22 protein-coding genes and 1 tRNA gene are annotated in these 24,261 nt (G+C 74.0%); 13 read left to right on the top strand and 10 right to left on the bottom strand.

The genetic code is table 11. The features are described from left to right. The first annotated feature begins 80 nt into the window (after positions 1-80). The 5 genes from E9529_RS00550 to E9529_RS00530 all read left to right on the top strand — a co-directional run bounded on the left by E9529_RS00550 (position 81) and on the right by E9529_RS00530 (position 6,333). Positions 81-602, top strand: coding sequence for a sigma-70 family RNA polymerase sigma factor (locus E9529_RS00550; RefSeq protein ID WP_236829181.1), 522 nt, complete (start codon positions 81-83; stop codon positions 600-602). Then, on the top strand, positions 586-1,668 hold the full coding sequence (locus E9529_RS00545) for a hypothetical protein (RefSeq protein WP_236829180.1): 1,083 nt from the start codon (positions 586-588) through the stop codon (positions 1,666-1,668). Before E9529_RS00550 ends, E9529_RS00545 begins: the two co-directional genes overlap by 17 nt. Positions 1,669-1,687: 19 nt before the next feature. After that, the gene (locus E9529_RS00540; protein ID WP_236829179.1) at positions 1,688-2,659 is read left to right on the top strand and encodes an ABC transporter ATP-binding protein; all 972 of its coding nucleotides are present in this window, start codon (positions 1,688-1,690) and stop codon (positions 2,657-2,659) included. Then, complete coding sequence (locus E9529_RS00535) at positions 2,656-3,501, top strand: ABC transporter permease subunit (RefSeq protein WP_236829178.1); 846 nt, start codon at positions 2,656-2,658, stop codon at positions 3,499-3,501. Before E9529_RS00540 ends, E9529_RS00535 begins: the two co-directional genes overlap by 4 nt. A 228-nt stretch (positions 3,502-3,729) precedes the next feature. After that, positions 3,730-6,333, top strand: a complete 2,604-nt coding sequence (locus E9529_RS00530) for a bifunctional FO biosynthesis protein CofGH (RefSeq protein WP_236829177.1) — start codon at positions 3,730-3,732, stop codon at positions 6,331-6,333. A 94-nt stretch (positions 6,334-6,427) separates the two neighbouring features. Here the strand turns inward: E9529_RS00530 and E9529_RS00525 are convergent, their stop codons facing one another. Both E9529_RS00525 and E9529_RS00520 read right to left on the bottom strand, forming a co-directional pair. After that, positions 6,428-7,363, bottom strand: a complete 936-nt coding sequence (locus E9529_RS00525; protein ID WP_236829176.1) for a hypothetical protein — start codon at positions 7,361-7,363, stop codon at positions 6,428-6,430. A 944-nt stretch (positions 7,364-8,307) separates the two neighbouring features. Then, positions 8,308-9,132 carry an alpha/beta fold hydrolase gene (locus E9529_RS00520; RefSeq protein ID WP_236829175.1) on the bottom strand — a complete coding sequence of 275 codons (825 nt, stop codon included), beginning with the start codon at positions 9,130-9,132 and terminating at the stop codon, positions 8,308-8,310. Between the two features lie 51 nt (positions 9,133-9,183). Between E9529_RS00520 and E9529_RS00515 the strand changes: the two genes are divergently transcribed. Together E9529_RS00515 and E9529_RS00510 are read left to right on the top strand one after the other, a co-directional pair. Beyond that, positions 9,184-9,624: a cupin domain-containing protein gene (locus E9529_RS00515; protein ID WP_236829174.1), complete on the top strand. Its 441-nt coding sequence runs from the start codon at positions 9,184-9,186 to the stop codon at positions 9,622-9,624. A 33-nt stretch (positions 9,625-9,657) separates the two neighbouring features. Continuing rightward, positions 9,658-10,074 carry a hypothetical protein gene (locus tag E9529_RS00510; protein WP_236829173.1) on the top strand — a complete coding sequence of 139 codons (417 nt, stop codon included), beginning with the start codon at positions 9,658-9,660 and terminating at the stop codon, positions 10,072-10,074. A gap of 18 nt (positions 10,075-10,092) precedes the next feature. On the opposite strand, the gene E9529_RS00505 is transcribed toward E9529_RS00510, so the two are convergent. After that, positions 10,093-10,344, bottom strand: coding sequence for a Txe/YoeB family addiction module toxin (locus E9529_RS00505; protein WP_236829172.1), 252 nt, complete (start codon positions 10,342-10,344; stop codon positions 10,093-10,095). Then, positions 10,341-10,586, bottom strand: coding sequence for a type II toxin-antitoxin system Phd/YefM family antitoxin (locus E9529_RS00500; protein ID WP_304505536.1), 246 nt, complete (start codon positions 10,584-10,586; stop codon positions 10,341-10,343). Before E9529_RS00500 ends, E9529_RS00505 begins: the two co-directional genes overlap by 4 nt. 95 nt (positions 10,587-10,681) lie before the next feature. On the opposite strand from E9529_RS00500, the gene E9529_RS00495 reads away from it, so the two are divergent. Beyond that, positions 10,682-11,695, top strand: coding sequence for an NADPH:quinone reductase (locus E9529_RS00495; RefSeq protein WP_236829171.1), 1,014 nt, complete (start codon positions 10,682-10,684; stop codon positions 11,693-11,695). Positions 11,696-11,731: 36 nt separating this feature from the next. Beyond that, the gene (locus E9529_RS00490; protein WP_236829170.1) at positions 11,732-13,420 is read left to right on the top strand and encodes a DUF885 domain-containing protein; all 1,689 of its coding nucleotides are present in this window, start codon (positions 11,732-11,734) and stop codon (positions 13,418-13,420) included. Between the two features lie 21 nt (positions 13,421-13,441). Here the strand turns inward: E9529_RS00490 and E9529_RS00485 are convergent, their stop codons facing one another. From E9529_RS00485 to E9529_RS00475, 3 genes are read right to left on the bottom strand one after another with little or no spacing between them, the layout of a single operon-like run. Beyond that, positions 13,442-14,596, bottom strand: a complete 1,155-nt coding sequence (locus tag E9529_RS00485) for an acyl-CoA dehydrogenase family protein (RefSeq protein ID WP_236829169.1) — start codon at positions 14,594-14,596, stop codon at positions 13,442-13,444. After that, a complete protein-coding gene (locus E9529_RS00480; protein WP_236829168.1) occupies positions 14,596-16,596 on the bottom strand; it encodes an acetyl/propionyl/methylcrotonyl-CoA carboxylase subunit alpha in 2,001 nt (666 codons plus the stop codon). The genes E9529_RS00485 and E9529_RS00480 overlap by 1 nt, the downstream gene beginning before the upstream one ends. Before the next feature lie 54 nt (positions 16,597-16,650). Next, positions 16,651-18,264, bottom strand: a complete 1,614-nt coding sequence (locus E9529_RS00475; RefSeq protein WP_236829167.1) for a carboxyl transferase domain-containing protein — start codon at positions 18,262-18,264, stop codon at positions 16,651-16,653. A gap of 91 nt (positions 18,265-18,355) precedes the next feature. Here E9529_RS00475 and E9529_RS00470 point away from each other — a divergent pair, with 91 nt between their 5' ends. Continuing rightward, entirely contained in the window at positions 18,356-18,982 is a 627-nt protein-coding gene (locus E9529_RS00470; RefSeq protein WP_236829166.1) for a TetR/AcrR family transcriptional regulator, read from the top strand. A gap of 16 nt (positions 18,983-18,998) precedes the next feature. Here E9529_RS00470 and E9529_RS00465 read toward each other — a convergent pair whose 3' ends face one another. Together E9529_RS00465 and E9529_RS00460 are read right to left on the bottom strand one after the other, a co-directional pair. After that, complete coding sequence (locus E9529_RS00465) at positions 18,999-20,708, bottom strand: hypothetical protein (protein WP_236829165.1); 1,710 nt, start codon at positions 20,706-20,708, stop codon at positions 18,999-19,001. A 112-nt stretch (positions 20,709-20,820) separates the two neighbouring features. After that, the gene (locus E9529_RS00460) at positions 20,821-21,999 is read right to left on the bottom strand and encodes a hypothetical protein (RefSeq protein WP_236829164.1); all 1,179 of its coding nucleotides are present in this window, start codon (positions 21,997-21,999) and stop codon (positions 20,821-20,823) included. A gap of 157 nt (positions 22,000-22,156) precedes the next feature. On the opposite strand from E9529_RS00460, the gene orn reads away from it, so the two are divergent. Together orn and E9529_RS00450 are read left to right on the top strand one after the other, a co-directional pair. After that, positions 22,157-22,804, top strand: a complete 648-nt coding sequence (gene orn / locus E9529_RS00455; protein WP_236829163.1) for an oligoribonuclease — start codon at positions 22,157-22,159, stop codon at positions 22,802-22,804. Between the two features lie 87 nt (positions 22,805-22,891). After that, positions 22,892-22,967: transfer RNA gene (locus tag E9529_RS00450), tRNA-His, on the top strand. 59 nt (positions 22,968-23,026) lie between these two features. Here the strand turns inward: E9529_RS00450 and E9529_RS00445 are convergent. Continuing rightward, a complete protein-coding gene (locus E9529_RS00445; RefSeq protein WP_236829162.1) occupies positions 23,027-23,551 on the bottom strand; it encodes a MarR family winged helix-turn-helix transcriptional regulator in 525 nt (174 codons plus the stop codon). Between the two features lie 86 nt (positions 23,552-23,637). Here E9529_RS00445 and E9529_RS00440 point away from each other — a divergent pair, with 86 nt between their 5' ends. Continuing rightward, positions 23,638-24,216: an NADPH-dependent F420 reductase gene (locus tag E9529_RS00440; RefSeq protein ID WP_236829161.1), complete on the top strand. Its 579-nt coding sequence runs from the start codon at positions 23,638-23,640 to the stop codon at positions 24,214-24,216. The last annotated feature ends 45 nt before the right edge of the window (positions 24,217-24,261 follow it).

Genomic DNA, 24,261 nt, shown 5'->3' with positions numbered 1-24,261 from the left:
TCGTACGGCACGGACGACCGGCACCGGCGGCCGTCATGGCATTCCCGGGAGCGGTGCACCGGGTCGGAGGGACGGGCGGCGTGCCGGCAGCAGCGACCCGCGGTGCGGTGCGGCCAGACCTCGAGCAGGTGTTCCGCCGGGAGTACCCGCGGGTCGTCGGGGTGGCCGCGCGGGTGCTGGGCTCCCGCGACGAGGCGGAGGACGTCGCCCAGGAGGTCTTCCTCTCCTTCGGCCGCTCGTCGGTGCCCGCCGCCGAGGCCGGCGGCTGGCTCTCCGTCGCGGCGGCGCACACCGCGCTCAACCTGATCCGCTCGGGCCGCCGCCGCACCTCCCGGGAGGAGACGGTCGCCGCCACGGCCGACGCCGTCACCCCCGACGTGGCCGACACCGTGCTCACCCTCGAGGACCGCAGCCGCGTCCGCGCCGCGCTGGCCCGGCTGCCCCGCAAGCAGGCGACCGCGCTGGTGCTGCGCCACAGCGGGCTGAGCTACGCCGAGGTCGCCACCGCGCTCGACCTGTCCCCCGGCAGCGTCGGCACCACCGTCCGACGCGCCGAATCCGCACTTCGCGAGGAGCTGAACCGCCATGCGTCACACGGATGAGGGCGTCCTGCGCCGGCTGGTCGACGAGCCGGCCGGGGTTCCCGACGCCGACCGCACCCACGTCGCGGGTTGCCCGACCTGCCTGCGGGTGCTCGACGACGCCCGGGCCGACGCGCAGCGCGTGGGCGCCGCGCTCGGCGGGCCGGGCGCCGTCGACACCGATGCCGCCTGGGCCCGGTTCTCCGCCGCCGGCTCCCCGGCCGTGGCCGCCGGCCGCCCGGCGCGCGCCGCGGCACGCAGCCGCTGGGGCGCAGCCGTCCGGCGCCCCGCGGTGGCCGCGCTCGGCGCGGTCGTGCTGGTGACCGGCGCCGGGGTGGCCGCCGCAAACGACTGGCTGCCGATCTTCCAGACCGAGCGGGTCGACCCGGTCGAGATCACCAGCACCGACCTGGTGCAGGTGCCCGACCTCTCGGCCTACGGCGACGTGGAGATCACCCAGCAGCCCGACCCGGAGCAGGTGCCCGACGCCGCCACCGCCGCGGAGCGCACCGGGCTGGAGGTCCCCGAGGTCGCCGAGCTGCCCGAGGGCGTGACCGGCGAGCCGGCCTACCAGGTCGCCGGTGTCGTGGGCGCCACCTTCACGTTCTCCGCGGACAAGGCCGCGCAGGCAGCGGCGGCCGAGGGGGAGGTCCTGCCGCCCCCTCCGCCCGGGATCGACGGGAGCACCCTGCGGTTCGAGGCCGGGCCCGGCGTGGCCGCGGTCTGGTCCCAGCCCACCGGCGTGCCGACGCTCGTCGTCGCCCGGGTGGGGGCACCGCAGGTCTTCTCCTCGGGCGTGCCCTTCGAGGCGGTCCGCGACCACCTGCTCTCGCTGCCCGGGCTGCCCGACGGCCTCGCCGACCAGCTGCGCGACCTCTCCACCGACGCCGCGACCCTGCCGCTGCCGGTGCCCGCGGAGCTGGTCACCAGCTCCACGGCCGACGTCGACGGGTCGGAGGCGACCGTCCTGACCTCCCGCAACGGGCTGTTCGCCGGCGTGGTCTGGGTCGAGGACGGCGTGATGACCGGGGTGGCCGGATCGCTGAGCGCGGACGAGCTTCTGTCGGTCGCCCGTGGCCTCGGCTGACGCCGCTACGGTCCGGGGCATGGCAACCGGCACGACGGCGGCGGGCACGGCGGGCGGTGTGCTCGGTGACCTGCCGCCGTCCCCGGCGGTCTGGTGCTCCGGGCTGCGCAAGCGGTACGGACGCCGGACCGCCGTCGACGACGTCTCCTTCAGCGTCGGCCGCGGCGAGGTCGTCGGCCTGCTCGGGCCCAACGGCGCCGGGAAGACCAGTGTCATCAAGATGCTGCTCGGGCTGGTGCGCCCGGACGCCGGTGAGGTGCTGCTGCTCGGCCGGCCGTCGTCGGACCCCCGCTCGCGCAGCGCCGTCGGCTACCTGCCCGAGCTGTTCCGCTACCAGCCGTGGCTGACCGCGAGCGAGGTGCTCGACCTGCACGTCAGGCTGTCGCGGGCGGACGTGCCCGCCGAGGAGCGCCGGGAGTGTCTGGCGCTGGTGGGCCTGGCCGAGCGGACCGGTGACCGGGTCGGCGGCTTCTCCAAGGGCATGCAGCAGCGGCTCGGGCTCGCCGTCGCGCTCGTCGCCCGCCCGGAGCTGGTCGTCCTCGACGAGCCGACCAGCGCGCTGGACCCGCTGGGCCGGGTGGACGTCCGCGACATCGTGCTGTCGCTGCGGGCGCGCGGCGTCGCCGTGCTGCTGAACTCGCACCTGATCGGCGAGGTCGAGCGGGTGTGCGACCGGGTCGTCATCCTCGACCGGGGCCGGGTGGCGGCCTCGGGCACGCTCACCGAGCTGCTCGGCCAGCACGAGGTGCGGCTGCGGCTCGGCGAGGTCGGCCCGCAGGTCGAGGAGCGGCTGCGCGCGACCGGCACGCTCACCCGCAGCGGCGACTGGTTCACCGTCGCGCTGGCCGCCGAGGACGACGGCGTCACCGTGCCGGACCTGGTGCGCGACCTGGTCGGCCTGGGGGTGCACGTGCACGCCGTCGAGCCGGTGCGGATCAGCCTGGAGGAGCGGCTGCTCGCCGTCCTCCGCCACGAGGAGGCGGCGCCGTGATCGTGCTGACGATCGCGGGGCTGACCCTGCGGGAGGCCGCCCGGCGCAAGGTCGTGTGGGCCCTGCTGGCGCTGACCGTGGTGCTGCTGGCGCTCAGCGGGTGGGGCTTCTCCCGGCTCATCGGCCTGGACACCGAGCTCGGCACGCTGACCAGCGGCGAGGCGCGCCTGGTGGCCTCGCTGCTGATCAACCTGATCATGTTCGGGTTCAGCCTGATCGCGGCGATCGGCACCGCCTTCCTCGCCGGGCCCACGCTCGCGGGCGAGGTCGAGTCGGGGCAGGCGCTGGCGGTGCTCGCCCGGCCGGTGCGCCGCTCGTCGGTGCTGCTGGGCAAGTGGCTGGGCCTGCTCACCTTCGGCTGCGGGTACGTGGCGCTGGCCGGTCTGGCGCAGCTGCTCGTCGTCCGCGGGGTGGTCGGGTACTGGCCGCCGTCCCCGGCCGCGGGTCTCGCGCTGCTGGCCGCCGAGACGATCGTGCTGCTCACCCTGGCCCTGCTGCTGTCCAGCGCCATCTCGCCGATGGCGTCGGGGATCGTCGCCGTCGGCCTGTTCGGCGCCACCTGGGTGGCCGGCGTGGTCGGGGGCATCGGCGGGGCGCTGGGCAACGAGGGCGTCGAGCGGGTGGGCAGCGTGTCGCGGGTGCTGCTACCCACCGACGGGTTGTGGCGCGGCGCCATGAACGCGTTCCAGGACCCGGTCGCGCTGGTCCAGATGGGCCCCGAGGGCGGCTTCCCCTTCCTCGCCGACGCGCCGCTCAGCCCCGCGTACCTGGCGTGGGCGGTGCTGTGGGTCGCCGTCGTCCTCGGACTGACCGCGCTCTCCTTCCAGCGCCGCGACATCTGATCCCGGGCGAAGGGCCGGCCGGCACCGCGCCGGTCGCGCTCTGCCCACGGGGTGGGGGCAGAGCACGATGTCCCGCCACCCCGACCGCACCGGGGAGCCGACCTGCGTGAACTGTGCGGGAACCGGGCCCTCCGGCGTCGTCGAGGGGCTGATCGGTGCACACCGACGGGCGGGCCGACGGGGCGGGCAGCCCGGCCGTCGGCCCCGAGGGCTAGCGTCGGCGGCGCTATGACTGCACTCCCCGCACCGTCCGAGTCCGCCCTCCGCCGCGCCCTGGTGCGCGCCGAGCGCGGGGTGGCCCTCGACGCCGTCGAGGCCGAGACCCTGCTGCACGCGCGCGGGCTGGCCGAGGGCGACCCGCTGGACCGGCTGCTCACCGCCGCCGCGCGGGTCCGCGACGCGGGGCTGGCCAGCGCCGGGCGGCCGGGCGTCGTCACCTACAGCCGCAAGGTGTTCATCCCGCTCACCCACCTGTGCCGCGACCGCTGCCACTACTGCACCTTCGTCACGACGCCGGGGCAGCTGCGCAAGGAGGGCAAGGCGCCCTACCTCTCCCCCGACGAGGTGCTCGACATCGCGCGGGCGGGGGCGGCCATGGGCTGCAAGGAGGCGCTGTTCACCCTCGGCGACCGGCCCGAGGACCGCTGGCCGGTCGCCGCCGAGTGGCTGGAGGCGCACGGCTTCGACTCCACCCTGGGCTACCTGCGCGCCATGGCGATCCGCGTGCTGGAGGAGACGGGGCTGCTCCCCCACCTCAACCCGGGCGTGCTGTCGTGGGAGGAGATCCAGCGGCTCAAGCCGGTGTCGGCGTCGATGGGGATGATGCTGGAGACGACGGCGACCCGGCTGTGGTCCGAGCCCGGCGGCCCGCACTTCGGCAGCCCGGACAAGGAGCCCGCCGTCCGGCTGCGGGTGCTGGAGGACGCCGGGCGCTCCGCCGTCCCGTTCACCACCGGCGTGCTGCTGGGCATCGGCGAGGACTACGCCGAGCGGGTCGATGCCGTCCTGCAGATCCGGGCCGCCGCGCAGCGGCACGGGCACGTGCAGGAGGTCATCGTCCAGAACTTCCGGGCCAAGCCGCGCACGGCCATGCAGGCGCACGACGACCTGGAGCTGCAGGAGTACGTCGCCGCCGTCGCCGTCACCCGGCTGCTGCTGGGGCCGAAGGCGCGGGTGCAGGCGCCGCCGAACCTGTCGGACTCCACCGAGCTCGGGCTGCTGCTGCGCGCCGGGGTGGACGACTGGGGCGGGGTCTCGCCGCTCACGCCCGACCACGTGAACCCCGAGCGGCCGTGGCCGAACATCGACAAGCTCGCCGCGCTCACCGCCGAGGCCGGGTTCGAGCTGCGCGAGCGGCTGGCCGCCCAGCCGCCGTACGTCCGGCAGCCCGAGCCGTGGCTCGACCCGCGGGTGCGGCCGCACGTGGAGGCGCTGGCCGGTCCGGACGGCCTGGCCGTCGAAGGCCGCATCCCGGCCGGCCTGCCGTGGCAGGAGCCCGACGAGGCGTGGACCTCCTCGGGCCGGGTCGACCTGCACGTCGAGGTGGACACCGTCGGGCGGACGTCGGACCGGCGCAGCGACTTCGACGCCGTCTACGGCGACTGGTCCGAGCTGCGCTCGCGCACCGCGGGCGCCCGGGACGGGCGCTCCACCGCGCTCACCGTGGGCGACCCCGAGGTGCACGCCGCGCTGTCCCGCGCGGAGACCGATCCGGCCGGGCTGACGGACGCCGAGTACCTGGCGCTGCTCGGCGCCGACGGGAACGACCTCGAGGCGCTCTGCGCCCTGGCCGACGCGGTCCGCCGGGACGTCAACGGCGACGACGTCACCTACGTGGTCAACCGGAACATCAACTTCACCAACGTCTGCTACACCGGTTGCCGGTTCTGCGCGTTCGCCCAGCGGCGCACCGACGCCGACGCCTACACGCTCTCGATGAGCCAGGTCGGCGACCGGGTCGACGAGGCGTGGGCCGCCGGGGCGACGGAGATCTGCATGCAGGGCGGCATCCACCCCGACCTGCCCGGCACCGCCTACCTCGACCTCGCCCGCGAGGTGAAGCAGCGGCAGCCGGGCATCCACCTGCACGCCTTCTCGCCCATGGAGATCGTGAACGGTGCCGCGCGCACCGGCCTGCCGTTCCGCGAGTTCCTGACCGGGCTCAAGGAGGCGGGCCTGGACTCGATCCCGGGCACGGCGGCGGAGATCCTCGACGACGACGTCCGCTGGGTGCTGACCAAGGGCAAGCTGCCGACGGCGACCTGGCTGGAGATCATCGGCACCGCGCACGAGGTCGGCATCCCGACGACGTCGACGATGATGTACGGCCACGTCGACACCCCGGCGCACTGGGTCGCCCACCTGCGCACCCTGGCCGCGCTGCAGGACCGCACCGGCGGGTTCAGCGAGTTCGTCCTGCTGCCCTTCGTGCACCACAACTCCCCGATCTACCTGGCCGGCGTCGCCCGGCCGGGGCCGACGGTGCGGGAGAACCGGGCGGTGCACGCGGTGGCCCGGCTGCTGCTGCACGGCCGGATCGGCAACATCCAGACCTCGTGGGTGAAGCTCGGCGACACCGGCACCCAGGCGGTGCTGCGCGGCGGCGCCAACGACCTCGGCGGCACGCTCATGGAGGAGACGATCAGCCGCATGGCCGGCAGCGAGAACGGCTCGCTGAAGACCATCGCCGAGCTCGAGGCGATGGCCGCCGCGATCGGCCGCCCCGCCCGCCAGCGGACCACCGAGTACGGCACGCCGTCGGCCGAGCGGATGGCCACCGCCCGCTCCGCGGAGGGGCGCCGCCGGCTCACGCTGTCGATCGCTGGAAACTGACCTAGTCCTGACAGCGGCGAGCCCGCGGCTCAATCATCGGTGGAGCGGGGAAACTAGGAAGCCGATCGCTACCCCGGGAGTCGCATGGCGAGGACTACAACACGGCCCATCGAGTCCAAAGTCCGTCACGCCATTGCGCCGTGACTTGAGTCCGCGCCAGGAACCAGTCGTCCGGCGGGACCGTCAATCGCGGACTCAGATATTGGATGTCCAATCCGGCCGCGGCTTCGAGACGGTCAACAAGGTCTGCGAACGTCTTCCAATGCGCACTCACCAGGCAGCCGACCAAGGCAGAGCCAGCGAGAGTCGCCACTCGTACAGAACGAACCCTGTACTTGCTGGGGTTTCTACTCAACCAGACTCCCCCTTCGTACTCGTCTCCACTACTGAAGAGCGCTCGACCGGGACCCTCGGCATGCACCACGGCAGACAGGTAGCTGTACAGGCCCATGCCATCGTCGATCGAGACCTTGAACATGGGCACCGCAGCGACGGCCTCCCCGACGGATTTCTTCACACCGGGGTCCTGACTCTTCGTCAACCCCCTGCCGTCGTCCTCCTTCAACACCCTGTCCAAGAAGCGAGCCAGCTGACCAACATCCTCTTGGTGTGTGTTTGAGGGTTTGCGCTGTTCGATCGCCTCTACGAGCGGCTTCATCACGCGAATAGCGAGTTCGGTGCGAGAGGTCTCTTCGAGAGCAGCCCGGATAGTGCTCGCGGCAAGAAAAGGATCGAAGCCCGTCGCCGCAGGGGAGGTCCACGCACTTGTGGCGGCTTGCAGGAAGCGCAGACTCTTCCAGGAGCCCAGGAGCCCGAGAACCAACGCTTGATCTCGGACCAGCGCGATGGCGTTGGAGTCGTCGCCGTTCGACGGGACGTAAACGACGCTCTCGGGCAGTTGCTGCAGAAGAGCACGCGCTTGGGCCAGTCCGAGGTTGACTCGGTAGGCCACCTCACGGAAAGGCTCCACCCGCGCGTCGAGTTTTTCCTCTCGGCACACGTCTTTGTACTCACGCTCATCGATATGCAAGGGAGCTCCTTGGTCATGGTGACCAGCCAAGTTTCGGACATCTGCCCATCATCTTGAGCCGGAGCGACCTGCGAGCCACGTCGCACAGCGTTGCGCGTTGAGGCCGCGACGTGCGCGGCCTGCGCGGGGGTCGGCTTGCGCCACGGTCTGCGTCCGCTTGCCGGCCGCTCTGATTCGCAGATGGCAGACGACTGCATCTTTGCGAACCCTTGTCGGCGCCCACGACTGGCTCAGCTTCGGGAAGATGCTGTCGACTCGCTTGCCCATCGCCTTTCGGCCGAGCGGATCGCCACCGCCCGCGCGGCAGGAGGCCGCGCCTAGCTCACCCTGCCGGTCACCCCGCGCTGAGCACGGCTGCCGAGCGGGACGGATGGATGACTGCCTCGACCGTCCCGCAGGCGGCGTCAAGCTGCCTTGACTGTCAACGTGATTTGACGAAACGTGAGTCCATGACGATCGTCACGGAACTCGAACGCCGCTGCACGCTGCCCGCTGCAGTCGCCCGGCTCGAGGAGCTGCGAATGCGGGATGCGGTGGCCGACCCCGACCAGCAAGGCCCAAACGCGCTGCCGACCTTGCGCCGAGAGGAGTCGCTGGAGCTCCTCACGCTCCAGGAACTGGTCGCACGCAAAAGCCGACTACGGGCGACAGTTGACGGTGCGCACGGCTCGGCCGGCCGGCGCCGCCTGGGCCGAGATTGGCGAGGCACTGGGCACCACCCGTCAGGCAGCGTGGGAGGCCCACCAGCGCTAGATCGACGGCCAAGCGGCCCAGTCGGGCACCGCGGGTGAGATCGTCTTCGACCCGGCCGACACCGAAGCCGCCCGGGCGCTGGCCGGCGAGCCCGACGGCGACTGACCGTCACGGCGGACAGGCGAGCCTGCTTGTCAGACGGGGGCCAGATCGACGCGGCAGTCGGCGATGTGATCACCCGGTAGCCGTACTCACCCCGCGCTGAGGTCGGCGAGCTCCACGACGGCCTCGACCACCTCGTCGCCCGCGAGCAGCACGAGGTCGTTGTGGTCGGCGCCGGGCACCTCCACCACCCGGTGCAGCGCTGCGGCGGCGTCGGCCACCGCCCGGCTCTGCGCCGGCGGGACGATCGAGTCCGCCTCGCCGTAGACGACCGTCGTCGGCACCTCGACCTCCCGGACCTGCTCGGCCACCGGGTAGCGGTCGCGCAGCAGCGCCCGCACCGGCAGGAACGGGTAGTGCTCGCTGCCCACCGCCGCGAGGTCGGTGAACGGCGAGCGGAGCACCAGCCCGGCCGGCGGGTGCTCCACCGCCAGCCCGGTCACGACCGCCGCGCCGAGGCTCTCCCCGAAGTAGACGAGCCGGTCGGCCGGCACCCCGCCGTCCCTGAGCAGGTACTCACGCGCCGCCCGCACGTCGAGCGCCAGCCCGGCCTCGTCCGGGGTGCCCGGGTTGCCGCCGTAGCCCCGGTAGTCGAAGAGCAGGACGGCGAGCCCCTCGTCGGCGAGAGCCCGGGCCAGCGGCGCCCGCATGCCGCGGTGACCGCCGTTGCCGCTGGCGACCAGCACGCCGGGGGCGTCCGCGGTCGGGCCGGGGACGAACCAGGCGCCCAGCCGCAGGCCGTCGTCGGTCTCGAGGACGACGTCCCGCGCACCCGGCACGGACTGCGCGGCCGGCGGGACGGGGCCGTCGTCGGGCAGGTAGACGAGATGGCGCTGGAACGCCCAGAGCAGGCCCACCAGCAGAGTGCACAGCAGGACGACGACGGCCGCACCCACCACCACCCTGCGCAGCACCTGGCGATGGTCCCGCCTGCCACGGCGCCGATCCAGCGCTAGCGTCCGGACATGGCTGAGGACCCGACCCCCGGCGGCACCGACCACTGGCACGCGCCGCTGCGCCACGTCCGCGCGGCCGACCTCTCGACCGACACCGGCCAGAGCAGCGGCATGACCCGCAAGGAGGCGGTGTCCGGGAAGAGCGTCGGCGCGGAGAAGGTCTGGATGGGCCAGGCGCACGTCGCGCCCGGCACCGCCTCGGCCAACCACCACCACGGCGACTCCGAGACCGGCATCTACGTCGTCTCCGGCCGGCCGGTGTTCGTCTTCGCCCGGGACGGCGAGGAGGTGCGGCTGACCCCCGAGCCCGGCGACTACGTCTTCGTGCCACCGTGGACACCGCACCGGGAGGAGAACCCGGGTGACGAGGAGGCGGTCGTCGTGCTGGCGCGCAGCAGCCAGGAGGCGGTCGTCGTCAACCTCCCGCCGGGGTCGCTCACCCAGCTCTGACCCGCACGGGCCGCCGGCGGCTAGCCTCGGGTCATGGGGTACTTCGGCACGCTCGTCTACAGCGAGGGACGCTGGCGCACGGGGCGGCCGACGGCGGTGCCGTTCCTGATGGTCGACGTGCACGACAGCGACATCGCGACCGTCGACTACCGCACGGCCGACGCCTCCGGTGGCCGCTTCTTCCTCGGGTACGAACCCCGCGTCTACTTCGACGAGCCCGATGCCTCCGCCCCTGTCGACGTCGACGCCGAGGCGGAGGGCTACGCCCGGTGGGTGCGCGACGCGGTGGGCACCGAGCTCGAGCCGGCCGAGGTGCGCCGGCTGATGGCCTCGCCCGGTGGCGTCCCGCCGACCGACGAAGTGGTCGAGCAGACCGTCGAGCGGCTGCTGACGGTATCCGGCCTGCCCCTCCCGGAGTGGCCGACGGACGACGACGCCCCACCTGGCTGACGCACTACTCCGGCGGGACTAGTAGTGGTATCTGACCTGGAGGACCACGAGGTCGTCGCCGCGGACGGTGTAGACGAGCCGGTGCTCCTGGTCGATGCGGCGTGACCAGCAGCCCGAGAGGTCACCGCGCAGGCGTTCGGGTTTCCCGGTGCCCGTGGCCGGGTCCCGAGCGGCCTCGGTGATCAGGCGGTTGATCCGCGCGAGCGTCTTCCGGTCGCCCACCCAGCTGGTGCAGTCCTCCCAGCCGTGGGTGGTGAAGACGATCCTCACTCGAGCAGCTCGTGAGGCTCCGCCTTCCCTTCGGCTACCTCCGCCAGGCTCTCCCGCAAGCGCTCTGCGTTCCTCGGCGACTGCAGGAGGTGGACCGTCTCCTTCAACGAGCGGTACTCGTCGGCCGAGACGAGGAATGCGGTACCGCGCTTCGACACGATCTCGACCGCGACCTGGTCGGCGTTGACCTCCTCGATCAGCGGGAACAGCCGTTGGCGGGCCTCGCTGGCGGTGACGGACATGAGACCCCCATCGGCATGCGGTACGAGAAACCGTACCGCTCCCACCTCGTCGGGTCGGTGGTGTGCGTCCGGGCAGCCGGGGTAACGGGCGGTGCGTGCGAGCGATCACCTACACCCGTCCTGGCGGCCCCGACGTCCTGGAGCTGGTCGACCGGCCGGTCCCCGAGCCCGGCCCCGGCGAGGTTCGGGTCCGCGTCGCCTTCTCCGGCGTCAACCCCACCGACTGGAAGTCCCGCAGCACCGCGCAGCCCGGCCCGGACGGGCAGGTGCCGAACCAGGACGGCTCCGGCACCGTCGACGCCGTCGGCCAGGGCGTGGAGCCTGCGATGCTCGGCCAGCGGGTGTGGATCTGGGAGGCCGCCTGGCAGCGCCCCTGGGGCACCGCCGCGGAGTTCACCGTCGTCCCCGCGCGGCACGTCGTCCTGCTGGGCGAGAACACGCCGTTCGAGCTGGGCGCGGCCCTCGGCATCCCGTTCCTCACCGCGCACCGCTGCCTGACGGTCGCCGAGTCCCTCCCCGACCGGCTCGGCGCCGGCGCGCTCACCGGCCGCACCGTCCTGGTGCAGGGCGGGGCCGGTGCGGTGGGCAACGCCGCCATCCAGCTCGCCCGCTGGGCCGACGCGACGGTCATCGCCACGGTGAGCAGCCCGCGCAAGGCGCAGCTGGCGGCCGCGGCCGGCGCCGACCACGTCGTCGACTACAGGCAGCAGGACGTCGTCGCCGAGGTGCGCAAGATCGCGCCGAAGGGCGTGGACGCGATCGTGGAGGTGTCCGCGGCCGTCAACGCCGCCGTCGACGCGCAGGTCATCGGCATGCACGGGGCGGTCGCCATGTACGCCGACGACGGCGGCGCCGAGGTGACCGTGCCGGTCCGCGCGCAGATGGGGCCCAACGCCCGCTGGCAGTTCGTGCTGGTCTACACCGAGCCCGAGCGTGCCAAGGTGCTCGGCATCGAGGACGTGGCCACCGCGGTCGCCGACGGTGCGGTCCGGGTTGGTGAGGACGCCGGCCTGCCGCTGCACGTGCACCCGCTCAACGAGACCGCCGCCGCCCACCAGGCGGTGCAGGACGGCGCCGTCGGCAAGGTGCTGATCGACGTCACGGCGTAGCGGGCGCCGGCGCCGCACCGGGATAGCGTGAGCCCGGTGACCGCTTCCCCCGCGCGCCCGCCGTCCCCGCTGGACCTGCTCGCCGACGGCTTCGTCGACAGCTACGCGGCGGCGCAGCCGGTGGTCGCCACCTACATCGGGGTACGGGGGCACGACGACCGGTGGCCCGACCTGAGCACCGACGGGCACGCCGCCCACGCGGAGCTGCTGCGCCGCACCCGGGCGCAGGCCGAGGCGCTGGAGCCGCTCGACCGGCGGGACGAGATCGCCCGCAGCGCCATGCTGGAGCGGCTGGGCGCGGAACTGGACCGCTACGACGCCGGCTACGCGCAGGCGGACCTGAACACGGTGGACAGCCCGCTGCAGGGCTTCCGCGAGGTGTTCGACCTGATGCCCACGGAGACCGACGAGGACTGGTCCGCCGTCGCCGTGCGGCTCGCCGCCATGCCCGCGGCCCTGCTCGGCTACGCCCGCGGCCTGGGCGACGCCGCCGATCGCGGCCGGGCCCCCGCCGCCCGGCAGGTGCGGCTGGCCGCGGAGCGGGCGCGGCAGTGGGCGGGCACCCCCGAGCGGCCGGGCTTCTTCACCCGGCTGGCGCGCGAGGCGCCGGTGGAGCCGCGGAGCGCGCTGGGCCGCGACCTGGCCGACGGCGCCGAGCGGGCGTCGGGCGCGCTGCTCGGGTTCGCCGGGCACCTTGAGCGGGTGCTGCTGCCGCTGGCGCCCGAGGCCGACGGCGTGGGCCGCGACCGCTACCTGGTCGAGTCGCGCTACCACACCGGTGCGCGGCTGGACCTCGACGAGACCTACGACTGGGGCTGGGCCGAGCTCGCCCGCATCGTCAGCGAGAAGGAGCGGGTCGCCGAGGAGATTGCACCCGGCGCGGGGGTGGCCGGCGCGATGGCGGCCCTCGACGCCGACCCCGCGCGGATCATCCGGGGCCGGGACGCGCTGCAGGCCTGGCTGCAGGAGACCGCCGACCGCGCGGTGGCCGCGCTCAACGGCGTGCACTTCGACATCCCCGAGCCGGTGCGCCGCATCGAGGGGCGCCTCACCCCGACCTCGGGCGAGGGCGTCTACTACACCGCCCCCAGCGAGGACTTCAGCCGTCCTGGCCGGATGTGGTGGTCGCTCCCCGAGGGCGTCGACGAGATGACCACCTGGCGGGAGACCACGACCGTCTTCCACGAGGGCGTGCCGGGCCACCACCTGCAGATCGGGCAGGCCGTGCACGACGCGGAGCGGCTCAACCGGTGGCAGCGGCTGCTGTGCTCGTGCTCGGGCAACGCCGAGGGCTGGGCGCTCTACGCCGAGCGGCTGATGGGCGAGCTCGGCTTCCTGGAGGACCCGGGCGACCGGCTGGGCATGCTCGACGCCCAGGAGCTGCGGGCCGCGCGCGTGGTGCTCGACATCGGGGTGCACCTGGACCTGCCGATCCCCGCGGGCGCCGCGACCGGCACGCGCTGGGACTACGACGTCGCGCTGGCCTTCCTGCGCCGGCACGTGAGCATGGCGGACGCGATGCGCGTGGACGAGCTGCACCGCTACCTCGGCTGGCCCGGGCAGGCGCCGGTCTACAAGGTCGGCGAGCGGGTCCTGCTCACCTGCCGCGAGGAGGCCCGGCGGCGGGCCGGCGACGCCTTCGACCTGGCGCAGTGGCACCGCGACGTCCTCGCCCTCGGCCAGCTCGGCCTGGACCCGCTGGCCGCGGAGCTCGCCCGCCGCTGACGCCGGGCCGCGCCGCACCCGTCAGCCGACGCCGAGGTCGCGGGCGATGAGCATCCGCTGCACCTCGCTGGTGCCCTCGCCGATCTCGAGGATCTTCGCGTCGCGGTAGAAGCGGCCCACCGGGAACTCGTTCATGAACCCGTAGCCGCCGTGCACCTGGGTGGCGTAGCGGGCGTTGTCCATGGCGACCTCGGAGCTGTACAGCTTCGCGATCGAGGCCTCGCGCTTGAACGGCTCGCCGCGCAGCATCTTCTCCGCCGCCCGGTAGTAGGCCAGCCGCGCGGTTGAGGCCCGCACCTCCATGTCGGCGATCATGAACTGCACCGCCTGGTTGCGGCCGATCGGCTGGCCGAACGCCTCCCGCTGCGCCGCGTACTTCACCGACTCGTCCACGCACCCCTGGGCCAGCCCCACCGACAGCGCGGAGATCGCGATCCGCCCCTCGTCGAGGATCGACAGGAACTGCGCGTAGCCGCGGCCGCGGGCCCCGACCAGGTTCTCCTCGGGCACGCGGCAGTCGTCGAAGGAGAGCTCGCGGGTGTCCGAGGCGTTCCAGCCGACCTTCGAGTACCGCTGGCCGACGGTGAAGCCCGGCGTCCCCGACGGCACGATGATCGCCGAGATCTCCTTGCCGCCGTCCGGCCGGGTACCGGTCACCGCGGTCACCGTCACCAGCGCCGTGAGGTCGGTGCCCGAGTTGGTGATGAATGCCTTGGAGCCGTTGATCACCCAGTGGCCGTCCTCCAGGCGCGCGGTGGTGCGGGTGGCGCCGGCGTCGGACCCGCCACCGGGCTCGGTCAGGCCGAACGCCCCGAGCGCCTCGCCGGTGCACAGCCGGGGCAGCCACTCCCGCTTCTGCTCCTCGGTGCCGAACCGGTAGATCGGCATGGCGCCGAGCGAGACGCCCGCCTCGACGGTGATCGCCATCGAGCTGTCGACCCGCGCCAGCTCCTCCAGCGCCACGCACAGGTCGAAGTAGGTGCCACCGGCGCCGCCGTACTCCTCCGGGAAGGGCAGGCCGAACAGCCCGATCTCCCCCATCTGCCGCACGATCTCCGTCGGGAACTCGTCGCGCTCGTAGAACTCGCCGATCTGCGGGGCGATCACCTCGTGGGCGAACTCCTGCACGGTCTTCCGCAGCGCCTCGGTCTCGTCGCTGAGCCGGTAGTCCAACATCAGTTCTCCTGCTGATCGGGAGCGTCGGCCGCCGGGGTCACCAGCGCCACCCGCTCGTCCAGCGCGACCGTCTGGCCCGCCGTCACACCGAGCTCGGTCACCGTCCCCGCGATCGGGGCGGTGAGCACGTGCTCCATCTTCATCGCCTCGACGACGAGCAGCGGGGTGCCCGCCTCGACCTCGTCGCCGACGGAGGCGCGCACGACCGTCACCGTGCCCGGCATGGGCGAGGTGACGGCGCCGTCGCCCCCGGCCTGCCCGGCCGAGCTCGCCAGCCGCTCGTGCTCCCGCAGCGCGGTCACGTGCCCGTCGGCGGCCAGCCACACCGTCCCCCCGGAGTGGACGACGGCGTAGGAGCTGGTCCGGTCGCCCACCGTCACCACCAGGCGGTCGCCGTCCACGACCGCCCGGGCGGGCACCGCGCCGTCGGCCACCTGCACCTCGGCCGCGGCCGCCCGGCCCCGGAGCCGCACCTCCACCGGCTCGCCGCCGGCGGCCTGCAGGCGGCGCACCGTCCACGCCGGTTCACCGAGCCGCCAGCCGTCGGGCACGTCCCAGCGGTCGACGACGGCGCCGGTCGGCTCGGACTCCACCAGCAGCGCCAGCGCCGCCGCCGCGTACACGGTGAACGGCACGGGCTCGGCGGTGGTGAGCGCCTCGCCGCGGCGCTCGATCAGCCCGGTGTCCAGCTTCCCCGTGACGACGTCGGGATCGGTGAGCAGCGCGCGCAGGAAGGCGGCGTTCGTCGTCACCCCGAGGACGGCGGTGCGCCCGAGCGCCCCCACCAGACGTGCCCGCGCGGTCTCCCGGTCCGGCGCCCAGGCGACGACCTTGGCCAGCATCGGGTCGTAGTCGGTGCCGACCACCGAGCCGACGGCCAGCGACGAGTCCACCCGGATGCCGGGGCCCTCGGCCTCGACGAGCCCGAGCACGGTGCCGGCCTGGGGCAGGAAGCCGCGGGCCGGGTCCTCGGCGTAGAGCCGGGCCTCGATGGCGTGCCCGTCGAGCGAGACGTCGCTCTGGTCGATCGGCAGCGGCTCCCCCGCGGCCACCCGCAGCTGGAGCTCCACGAGGTCCAGGCCGGTGACCATCTCGGTGACCGGGTGCTCGACCTGCAGCCGGGTGTTCATCTCCAGGAAGAAGAAGTCGCCCGGCCGGTCGGCGTCGACGATGAACTCCACCGTGCCCGCGCCGGTGTAGCCGACCGCCTTCGCCGCCTCCACCGCGGCGCGCCCCATGGACGCCCGCATGGAGGTGTCCAGCAGCGGCGAGGGAGCCTCCTCGATCACCTTCTGGTGCCGGCGCTGCAGGCTGCACTCTCGCTCGCCGAGGTGGATGACGGTGCCGTGCGCGTCGCCGAGCACCTGCACCTCGATGTGCCGGGAGTTGCCGACGTACCGCTCGACCAGCAGGGTGTCGTCGCCGAAGGAGCCGCTCGCCTCGCGCCGCGCCCCGGCGATCGCGTCCGGCAGCTCGTCCTTCGACCGCACCACCCGCATGCCCTTGCCGCCGCCGCCTGCGCTGGGCTTGAGCAGCACCGGGAACCCCACGGCGACGGCGGCGTCGGTGACCTCGGCGTCGCTCATGCCGGGCTCGGTGCGCCCCGGCACGACCGGCACCCCGGCGGCCATGACCGTCTGCTTGGCGCGGATCTTGTCGGCCATCGCCTCGATCGCGGCGACCGGCGGGCCGATGAAGACGATCCCCGCCGCCTCGCAGGCCCGGGCGAACTCCACGTTCTCCGAGAGGAACCCGTAGCCGGGGTGCACCGCCTGGGCGCCGGTGCGGGCCGCGGCGTCGAGCACCCGCTCGATGGAGAGGTAGCTCTGCGCGGCCGGGGCCGGCCCGATGGGGACGGCGACGTCGGCCAGGCGGGTGTGCAGCGCCCCGGCGTCGGCCTCGCTGTGCACCGCGACCGAGCGGATGCCCAGGGCGCGCAGCGTGCGGATGACCCGGACGGCGATCTCGCCGCGGTTGGCGACCAGGACGGTGTCGAACACCCCGCTCACCCCTCCCCGACCACGCGGCGGTTCGTACACAGAACGCCGCTGCGGTCACATGCGGAAGACGCCATAGCCGACCTCCTCGAGCGGTGCGTTGGCGCAGGCGGACAGGGCGAGCCCGAGCACGGTCCGGGTCTGCGCGGGGTCGATGACGCCGTCGTCCCACAGCCGGGCGGTGGCGTAGTACGGGTGGCCCTGCGACTCGTACTGCTCGCGGATCGGCGCCTTGAACGCCTCCTCCTCCTCGGCCGGCCACTCCTCGCCGCGGGCCTCGAACCCGTCACGGCGCACGGTGGCCAGCACGGAGGCGGCCTGCTCCCCGCCCATCACCGAGATGCGGGCGTTGGGCCAGGTGAAGAGGAACCGGGGCGAGTACGCCCGGCCGCACATCGAGTAGTTGCCCGCGCCGAACGAGCCGCCGATGACCACGGTGAGCTTCGGTACCCGCGCGCAGGCGACGGCGGTGACCATCTTGGCGCCGTGCTTGGCGATGCCGCCGGCCTCGTAGTCGCGGCCCACCATGAAGCCGGTGATGTTCTGCAGGAACAGCAGCGGGATCTTGCGGCGGTCGCAGAGCTCGATGAAGTGCGCGCCCTTGAGCGCGGACTCGGCGAACAGCACGCCGTTGTTGGCCACGATGCCGACCGGGTGCCCGTGCAACCGGGCGAAGCCGGTGACCAGCGTCTGCCCGTAGAGGGGCTTGAACTCCGCGAAGCGGGAGCCGTCGACCAGCCGGGCGACGACCTCGCGGACGTCGTAGGGCGTGCGCGGGTCCGGCGGCACGACCTCGTAGACCGACGCCGGGTCGTGCACCGGCTCCTCGACCGGCTCGACGTCCCACGGCCGCGGCTCGCGCGGGCCCAGCGTCGACACGATCTGGCGGACGATCTGCAGGGCGTGCGCGTCGTCGTCGGCGAGGTGGTCGGTGACCCCGCTGACCCGGCTGTGCAGGTCTCCCCCGCCCAGGTCCTCGGCGGTGACGACCTCGCCGGTCGCCGCCTTCACCAGCGGCGGCCCGCCGAGGAAGATCGTGCCCTGCTCGCGGACGATCACCGCCTCGTCGCTCATCGCGGGCACGTAGGCGCCACCGGCGGTGCAGGAGCCCAGGACGGCGGCGATCTGCGCGATCCCGGCCTTGGAGAGGTTGGCCTGGTTGAAGAAGATCCGGCCGAAGTGCTCGCGGTCGGGGAAGACCTCGTCCTGCATCGGCAGGAACGCCCCGCCGGAGTCGACCAGGTAGATGCAGGGCAGCCGGTTCTGCAGCGCCACCTCCTGGGCGCGCAGGTGCTTCTTGACCGTCATCGGGTAGTAGGTGCCGCCCTTGACGGTGGCGTCGTTGGCGACGACGACGCACTCGCGGCCGGAGACCCGGCCGATGCCGGTGATGATCCCGGCCGCCGGCGCATCCCCGTCGTACATGCCGTGGGCCGCCAGCGGCGAGAGCTCGAGGAACGGGCTGCCGGGGTCCAGCAGCGCATCGACCCGCTCGCGCGGCAGCAGCTTGCCGCGCGCGGTGTGCCGCTCACGGGCCCGCTCGCCACCGCCGAGCGCGACGCGCCGCAGCTGGCCGGCCAGGTCGGCGACGAGGTCGGCGTGCGCCGCGGCGTTGCGGGCAGCGCCGGCAGGGTCGGCCGGGGAGGCGTGGGAGAGCACCGGTGCGTCCACGTCGCAGAGGTTAACCACGGTTCACGGTCGGGGTCCACCCCTCCCGATCGAGGGGTTAACGCGAGTTCACCGCCGGGCTAGCATCCGTCGCATGACGACGGTCGGCACGGGGCTCGATCCGGGCTCCCCCGCCCAGGACAGCGCGCTCCACGCGGACGCCGCCCGCCCGTCGCGCCGGGAGCAGATCCTGCAGGCCGCCGCCCGGTTGTTCGCCGAGCGCGGCTCGCGAGCGGTCGGTGTCGACGACGTCGGGGCGGCGGTCGGGGTGACCGGGCCGGCGATCTACCGGCACTTCGCCAGCAAGGACGCGATGCTCGCCGAGATGCTGCTGCGGATCAGCGCCCGGCTCGCCGACGGGGGGCGGGAGCGGGTCGCGGCCGCCGGCAGCGACCCGGCCGACCAGCTGCGCGCGCTCATCGGCTTCCAGGTCGAGTTCGCCCTGGACAACCCGGCGCTGATCGTCGTGCACGACCGGGACCTCACCTCGCTGCCCGACGCCGAGGCGGCCCAGGTGCGGCGGCTGCAGCGCCGCTACGTCGAGGTGTGGGTGGCCGTGCTCGCGCGGGTGCACCCCGACGCGGAGGCGGCGGCCTGCCGCGCCCGCGCGCACGCCGTCTTCGGGCTGATCAACTCCACCCCGCACAGCGCCGGCCGGCTCGACCGGCCCGCGATGGCCGAACTGCTCGCCGCCATGGCCTGGGCGGCGGCCACCACCTGAAGAAGGACCCGGTCCCTCACCTGACGGGCGGCACCGGGAGCACGAGGCCGTCGGAGGCCGCCTCGTCCAGCGCCTGGGTGCTGCCGGCCCCGGCCCCGGACCACGCGCTCTCGACGACGGTGACGGTGGAGCCGGAGACCGCGCTCGCGTACTGCGCCGACCGCAGCCCCGGAGGCGCACCGTCGTAGCGCACCCCCTCGCGGAGCAGGTCGCTGACGTTCCCGCTGCCGTTGCGGTCGGTCAGCGCGCGCAGCTCGCGGGCGGTGGCGTCGTCGGCCATGGTGACCCGGGAGACCGAGACCACCACCGGCACGCCCTCCACCTGGGCCGAGTAGAGCCCCCGGGAGAGCCCGACGCAGTCGTTCGCGGCGAAGAAGCCGGCCACCTCCCCGTAGGAGTGCCCGACACAGGTGTCGTCGACCTGCACCGCCTCCACGGTGAAGGCGGTGCCGTCCACCTCGCGCACCTCGCCGGTCGTGGGGCCGGCCACGGAGGTCTCGGCCGGCTCGTCGCCCCCGGCGTCGTTCCCGGCCGGCTCGTCGCCGGACAGCAGCCAGACGCCGAGGACGCAGGCGACCAGCACCGCCACCGCAGCAGCAGCCAGCACGGCGATGCGGCGGCGGTCGGCCGGGCCCCGGTCGGCCGACCGACCCGAGGCGGTGGCGCCCCACGCCGGGGAGAGCGGCGGCCGGGCGGGCGGCTCGGCAGGCACTCCCCCGGCCGGCGGCTGATCGGCCGGCGGCCGGGGAGCCGGCGACGCGGCCGGGAGCACCGCCGTGCGCGGCCCGGCCGGCGGCTCGGCGTCGGGGCGCGCCGGCGTCGTCTCCTCGGCACGCGGCGGGGCCGGGGCCCCGTCGACCTCGACGGTGTCGCGCTGCCCGGTCGGTGCGGCGGCCGCGACGGCGGCGGCGTGCGCGGAGGCCACCGAGGCGGCGACCGCCCGGGCGACGGCCGTGGCGCTGAGCACCTCCCCCTCGCGTCCGTCGCCGCCCGCTCCGGGCTCGGGAGCGTCCGGCGTGGCGACCACCGGCGAGGCGGCCATCGCCGCCGGCGTCAGCAACTGGGGGCGGCGCAGCACGTAGGGCGAGTACGGGAAGGCCTCGCCGCCCAGCTCCTCGAGGGTGGGGCCGCGACCCGGCAGCTCCAGGGCCGCCAGGGCCGCCCGCACGTCGGCGGTGGTCCAGAGCCGGGGGTTGGCGACGCCGGCGTGCCGCGAAGCACGGGCGAAGGCCAGCAGCAGGGAGCGGGGGTCGAGCGTGGCCACCAGGTCGCCCTCGCCCAGGTCGCCGTCGGCCGGCACCAGCCCGGTGATCTCACCGACCAGCACCGTGAGCCGGGCGATCCGCCCGGGCTCCAAGCCGGCCCGGCGCAGCTTCAGGGCGGTGTCCATGCCGGCGGCCATCAGCCCGTCCAGCGGCGAGGAGCCGCCGCCGGCGAGGTGCAGCACCTGCTCGGGACCGGACCCGCCGGCGATCGTCCACGGCCCCTCGGGCCGGGCCGTCACCGCCCCGGACTGCCGGAGCACCTCGACGACGCGGATGACGGCGAGGCCCTCGGGCACCAGCAGCACGGCGTCGGACTGGCGGCGGCCGAGCGGCTGGTCGACCAGCGGGAGCGACGCCACGACCGCGGCGCGGACCGCGGGGCCGGTGTCCCACCGCGCGAGCTCGCCGAAGAACGCCCGCTCACCCGCCGTCTCCAGCGGCTCCGGGGTCAGGACCAGCACGTCGTCCTCCGGGCGGTCGGGTTCTGCGGTCGGGCCGGACCGGGGGGCCCGCAGCCGGCGACGACGCTACGTCATCGCCGACGACGGCTCCGTGGTGCGCGGAGCCGCGGTCTCAGGCCGCGATGGCCGTGCGGGCCGGCTCCTCCGCGGTGCGCCAGCGCACCAGCCAGGCGCTGCCGGCCAGCGCGTCGACCGCCGCCCACAGCGCCGCGAACGCCACCGCCACGGGCAGCACCGACCACCAGTTCCACGGCGGCAGCAGCCCCAGCTGCTGGAGCGGGAAGGCGGCGGCGTACACCGCCGCGGTCACCACCGGGCCGGCCAGCCAGCCGGGCACCCGCCGGTCCACGGCGACGTCGACCAGCACCGCGCCGACGACGAGCACCACCGGCAGCACCGACGGCGGGAAGTCCATCGCGACCAGCCCGAGCCACATGACGCCGCGGTAGCCGAGGTAGCCGACGGTGACCAGCGTCGCCGTCCAGCGCGCGCCGACCACCCGGCGGGCGAGGAGCAGCGCCAGCAGGCCGGCGCAGACGAGCCACGCCGGGTGCACCCACGAGGGCACCGGGAGCATGAACATCGCCGGGGACTGCCCCTGCGATGCCGCGAAGTCCAGCAGCGAGGGCTCGGCCGTCGTCCGCCCGGCGTCGTACGCCTCCAGCGAGAGCACGCCGTACTCCTGGTGCTGGTTCGGGAAGAGCACGTTCTCGACGAAGAACAGCCACAGCCCCAGGGAGACCAGGTCTCGGGTGCGCCCCGGCGCGGCGTACAGCCACCAGCCGCGGAGCGCGCCGGCCAGCATGATCGCCGTCCCCAGGTAGAGCAGCGCGTGGCTGGGGCTCCAGCTGGTGATGTCCAGGCCGTTGACCCGGTGGTTGACCAGGTCGACCGGGATGGCGACGAGGAACGTCGCGGTGCCGGCCTGCATCCAGCGCAGCGCGCGCCGGTCCACGCCGTAGCCGGTGTAGCTGTGGAACAGCACCAGGGCGACGACGACCGCGGTGCCCACGGTGTTGAGCAGGTGCGGGGGCGCGAGGTCGTCGCGCAGCCACTTGAAGTGCCAGGAGACGTCCCAGGAGGAGCCCAGCATCTTCAGCAGGAACGCCGCCAGCCACGCGGTGTAGATCCAGCGCAGCTCGGTCTGCCCGGTGGACCGCCCGGGCCGGCCCGGGGTCACGTAGGCCGCCCACAGCCACCGCACCAGGGCGATCGGGTGGGCCAGGCCGGCGCGGAGCGTGCCCGGCGCCGGGGGCACGGGGGTGGCGGCGGGTGCGGGTGCAGAGGACACGGGAGGGCTTCCTGACGGCGGGCGTTCGGGCGACCCTAACGGGCACGCGCACCGAAACCGAGCCGTCCGGGCCGTGCCCGTGACAGCGGCTGGGATGCGCGTCGACACGAGGGGTGATCGGGGCGGTCGTGGCGAGCGGTGCGTACTGTCGGGCGGCGTGGCGGAGAGCGCAGGGCACCTGGTCTGGATCGACTGCGAGATGACCGGGCTGGACCTCACCAAGGACAAGCTGATCGAGGTCGCGGTGCTGATCACCGACTCGGAGCTCAACGTCCTGGACACGGGCCTGGACCTCGTCATCTCCGCCGACGACGCCGACCTCGACGGCATGACCGACTTCGTGGCGGAGATGCACGCGAAGTCGGGGCTGACCGACGCCGTCCGCGCCGCCACGCTCACCGTCGCCGAGGCCGAGCAGCAGATCCTGGCCTACGTGAAGCGGTTCGTCCCCGAGCGGCGCTCCGCCCCGCTGTGCGGCAACTCGATCGGCACCGACCGCGGCTTCCTCGCCCGCGACATGCCCGAGCTCGACGACCACCTGCACTACCGGATGGTCGACGTCTCCTCGGTGAAGGAGCTGGCCCGCCGCTGGTTCCCTCGGGTGTACTTCGCCCAGCCGCCCAAGGGGCTGGCGCACCGGGCGCTGGCCGACATCATTGAGTCGGTGCGGGAGCTGGCCTACTACCGGCGCACGCTGTTCGTCCCGGCGCCGGGCCCCAGCGGCGACCAGGCCAAGCAGGCCGCCGAGCAGGTGGTCGGCTCGTTCGCCGGGCTGCTCGCGGCCGGGGACGCCGGCACCGCCTGAGCCCTGCGACTCCCCCGGCGGGTCCGCCGGCGGCCTCCGGTATCGTGGTCGCGTTCCCCCGGGCCGGTGCGCCCGGGCGGAGTCGCGGTGGGTGTAGCTCAGCTGGTAGAGCACCAGGTTGTGATCCTGGGTGTCGCGGGTTCGAGCCCCGTCACTCACCCCACGGGAGAGGCTCTGGTCGGTTCGCCGACCAGGGCCTCTCGTCGGTTCTGCCGGGCTGCCTCAGCCGGCGGCACGCTGCTCGACGTCGCCGTCCGGGCGGTCGTAGCGGGTGTAGGTCGCGGCCATCGACCCGGAGGGGTCGAGCCGGGCGAGCAGCGCGTCGCCGATGGCGGTGAGCTGGTCGATCTGCTCGTCGGTGAGCGCGTCGACGACGTGGTGGCGGACGGTGGCCACGTGGCCAGGGGCCGCGTCCTGCAGCTTCGTCCAGCCGGCTTCCGCGAGCCGGGCGTTGGTCGCCCGGCGGTCCTCGGGGCACGGAGAGCGCTCGACGAGACCGCGGGCCTCCATGCGGCTGACGACGTGTGAGAGGCGGGGCAGCGTGGCGTTGGTCTGCCGGGCCAGCTCGGTCATCCGCAGCGTTCGAGCGGGCGCCTCGGAGAGCATCGCCAGCACGTAGTACTCAAACTCGGTGATGTCGGCATCCCGCCGCAGCTGCGCATCGAGCACGCCCGGCAGCAGCTCCAAGACGCCACGCAGCCGGATCCAGGCGCGCAGCTGACGGCGGTCGAGCCAGGGGGTGCCCACGGTCACATCCTCGTCAGGAATTGTTGTTGCATCAAGTATGCTGATCCCCGTGAAGGTTGTCGCTTCAACGAACGTGGAGGACCGTCATGGCGCACGTCAGCATTCTCGGCACCGGCAACATGGGGCAGGCCATCGCCGGCCTGGTCGCCGGGGGCGGCAGCACCGTCGAGCTGCTCGGTGAGAACGACACCGCCACCCCCGTCACCGGTGACGTGGTGATCCTCGCCGTTCCCTACGGCGCGGTCGCGGACGTCGTCGCACAGCGCGGCGACCAGCTCGCCGGCAAGGTCGTCGTCGACATCACCAACCCGCTGGACTTCGAGACCTTCGACTCCCTCGTCGTCCCGGCCGACGGCTCGGCCGCCGCCGAGATCGCCGCGGCGCTGCCGCAGTCGCGCGTGCTGAAGGCGTTCAACACCACCTTCGCCGCCACCCTGGCGTCGGGCACCGTCGGCGGGCAGCAGCCCACCACCGTGCTGATCGCCGGCGACGACGACGACGCCAAGTCCCAGCTGGCCGGCATCATCACCGCCAGTGGGCTCCGCGCGGTCGACGCCGGTCCGCTGCGCCGCGCCCGGGAGCTCGAGGCGCTCGGCTTCCTGCAGCTCACCCTGGCCGCCGGCGAGCAGGTCGCCTGGACGGGCGGCTTCGCCGTCGTCTCCTGACACCCACCTCTCATCCATCCGCGCAGCTCGCCCCGTCGCCCAGGA

It is taken from the genome of Blastococcus sp. KM273128 (assembly GCF_021698975.1).
Classification (GTDB): domain Bacteria; phylum Actinomycetota; class Actinomycetes; order Mycobacteriales; family Geodermatophilaceae; genus Blastococcus.
Note: the sequence above shows the minus strand (reverse complement) of the source record. Positions and strands in the feature narration are given on the sequence as shown.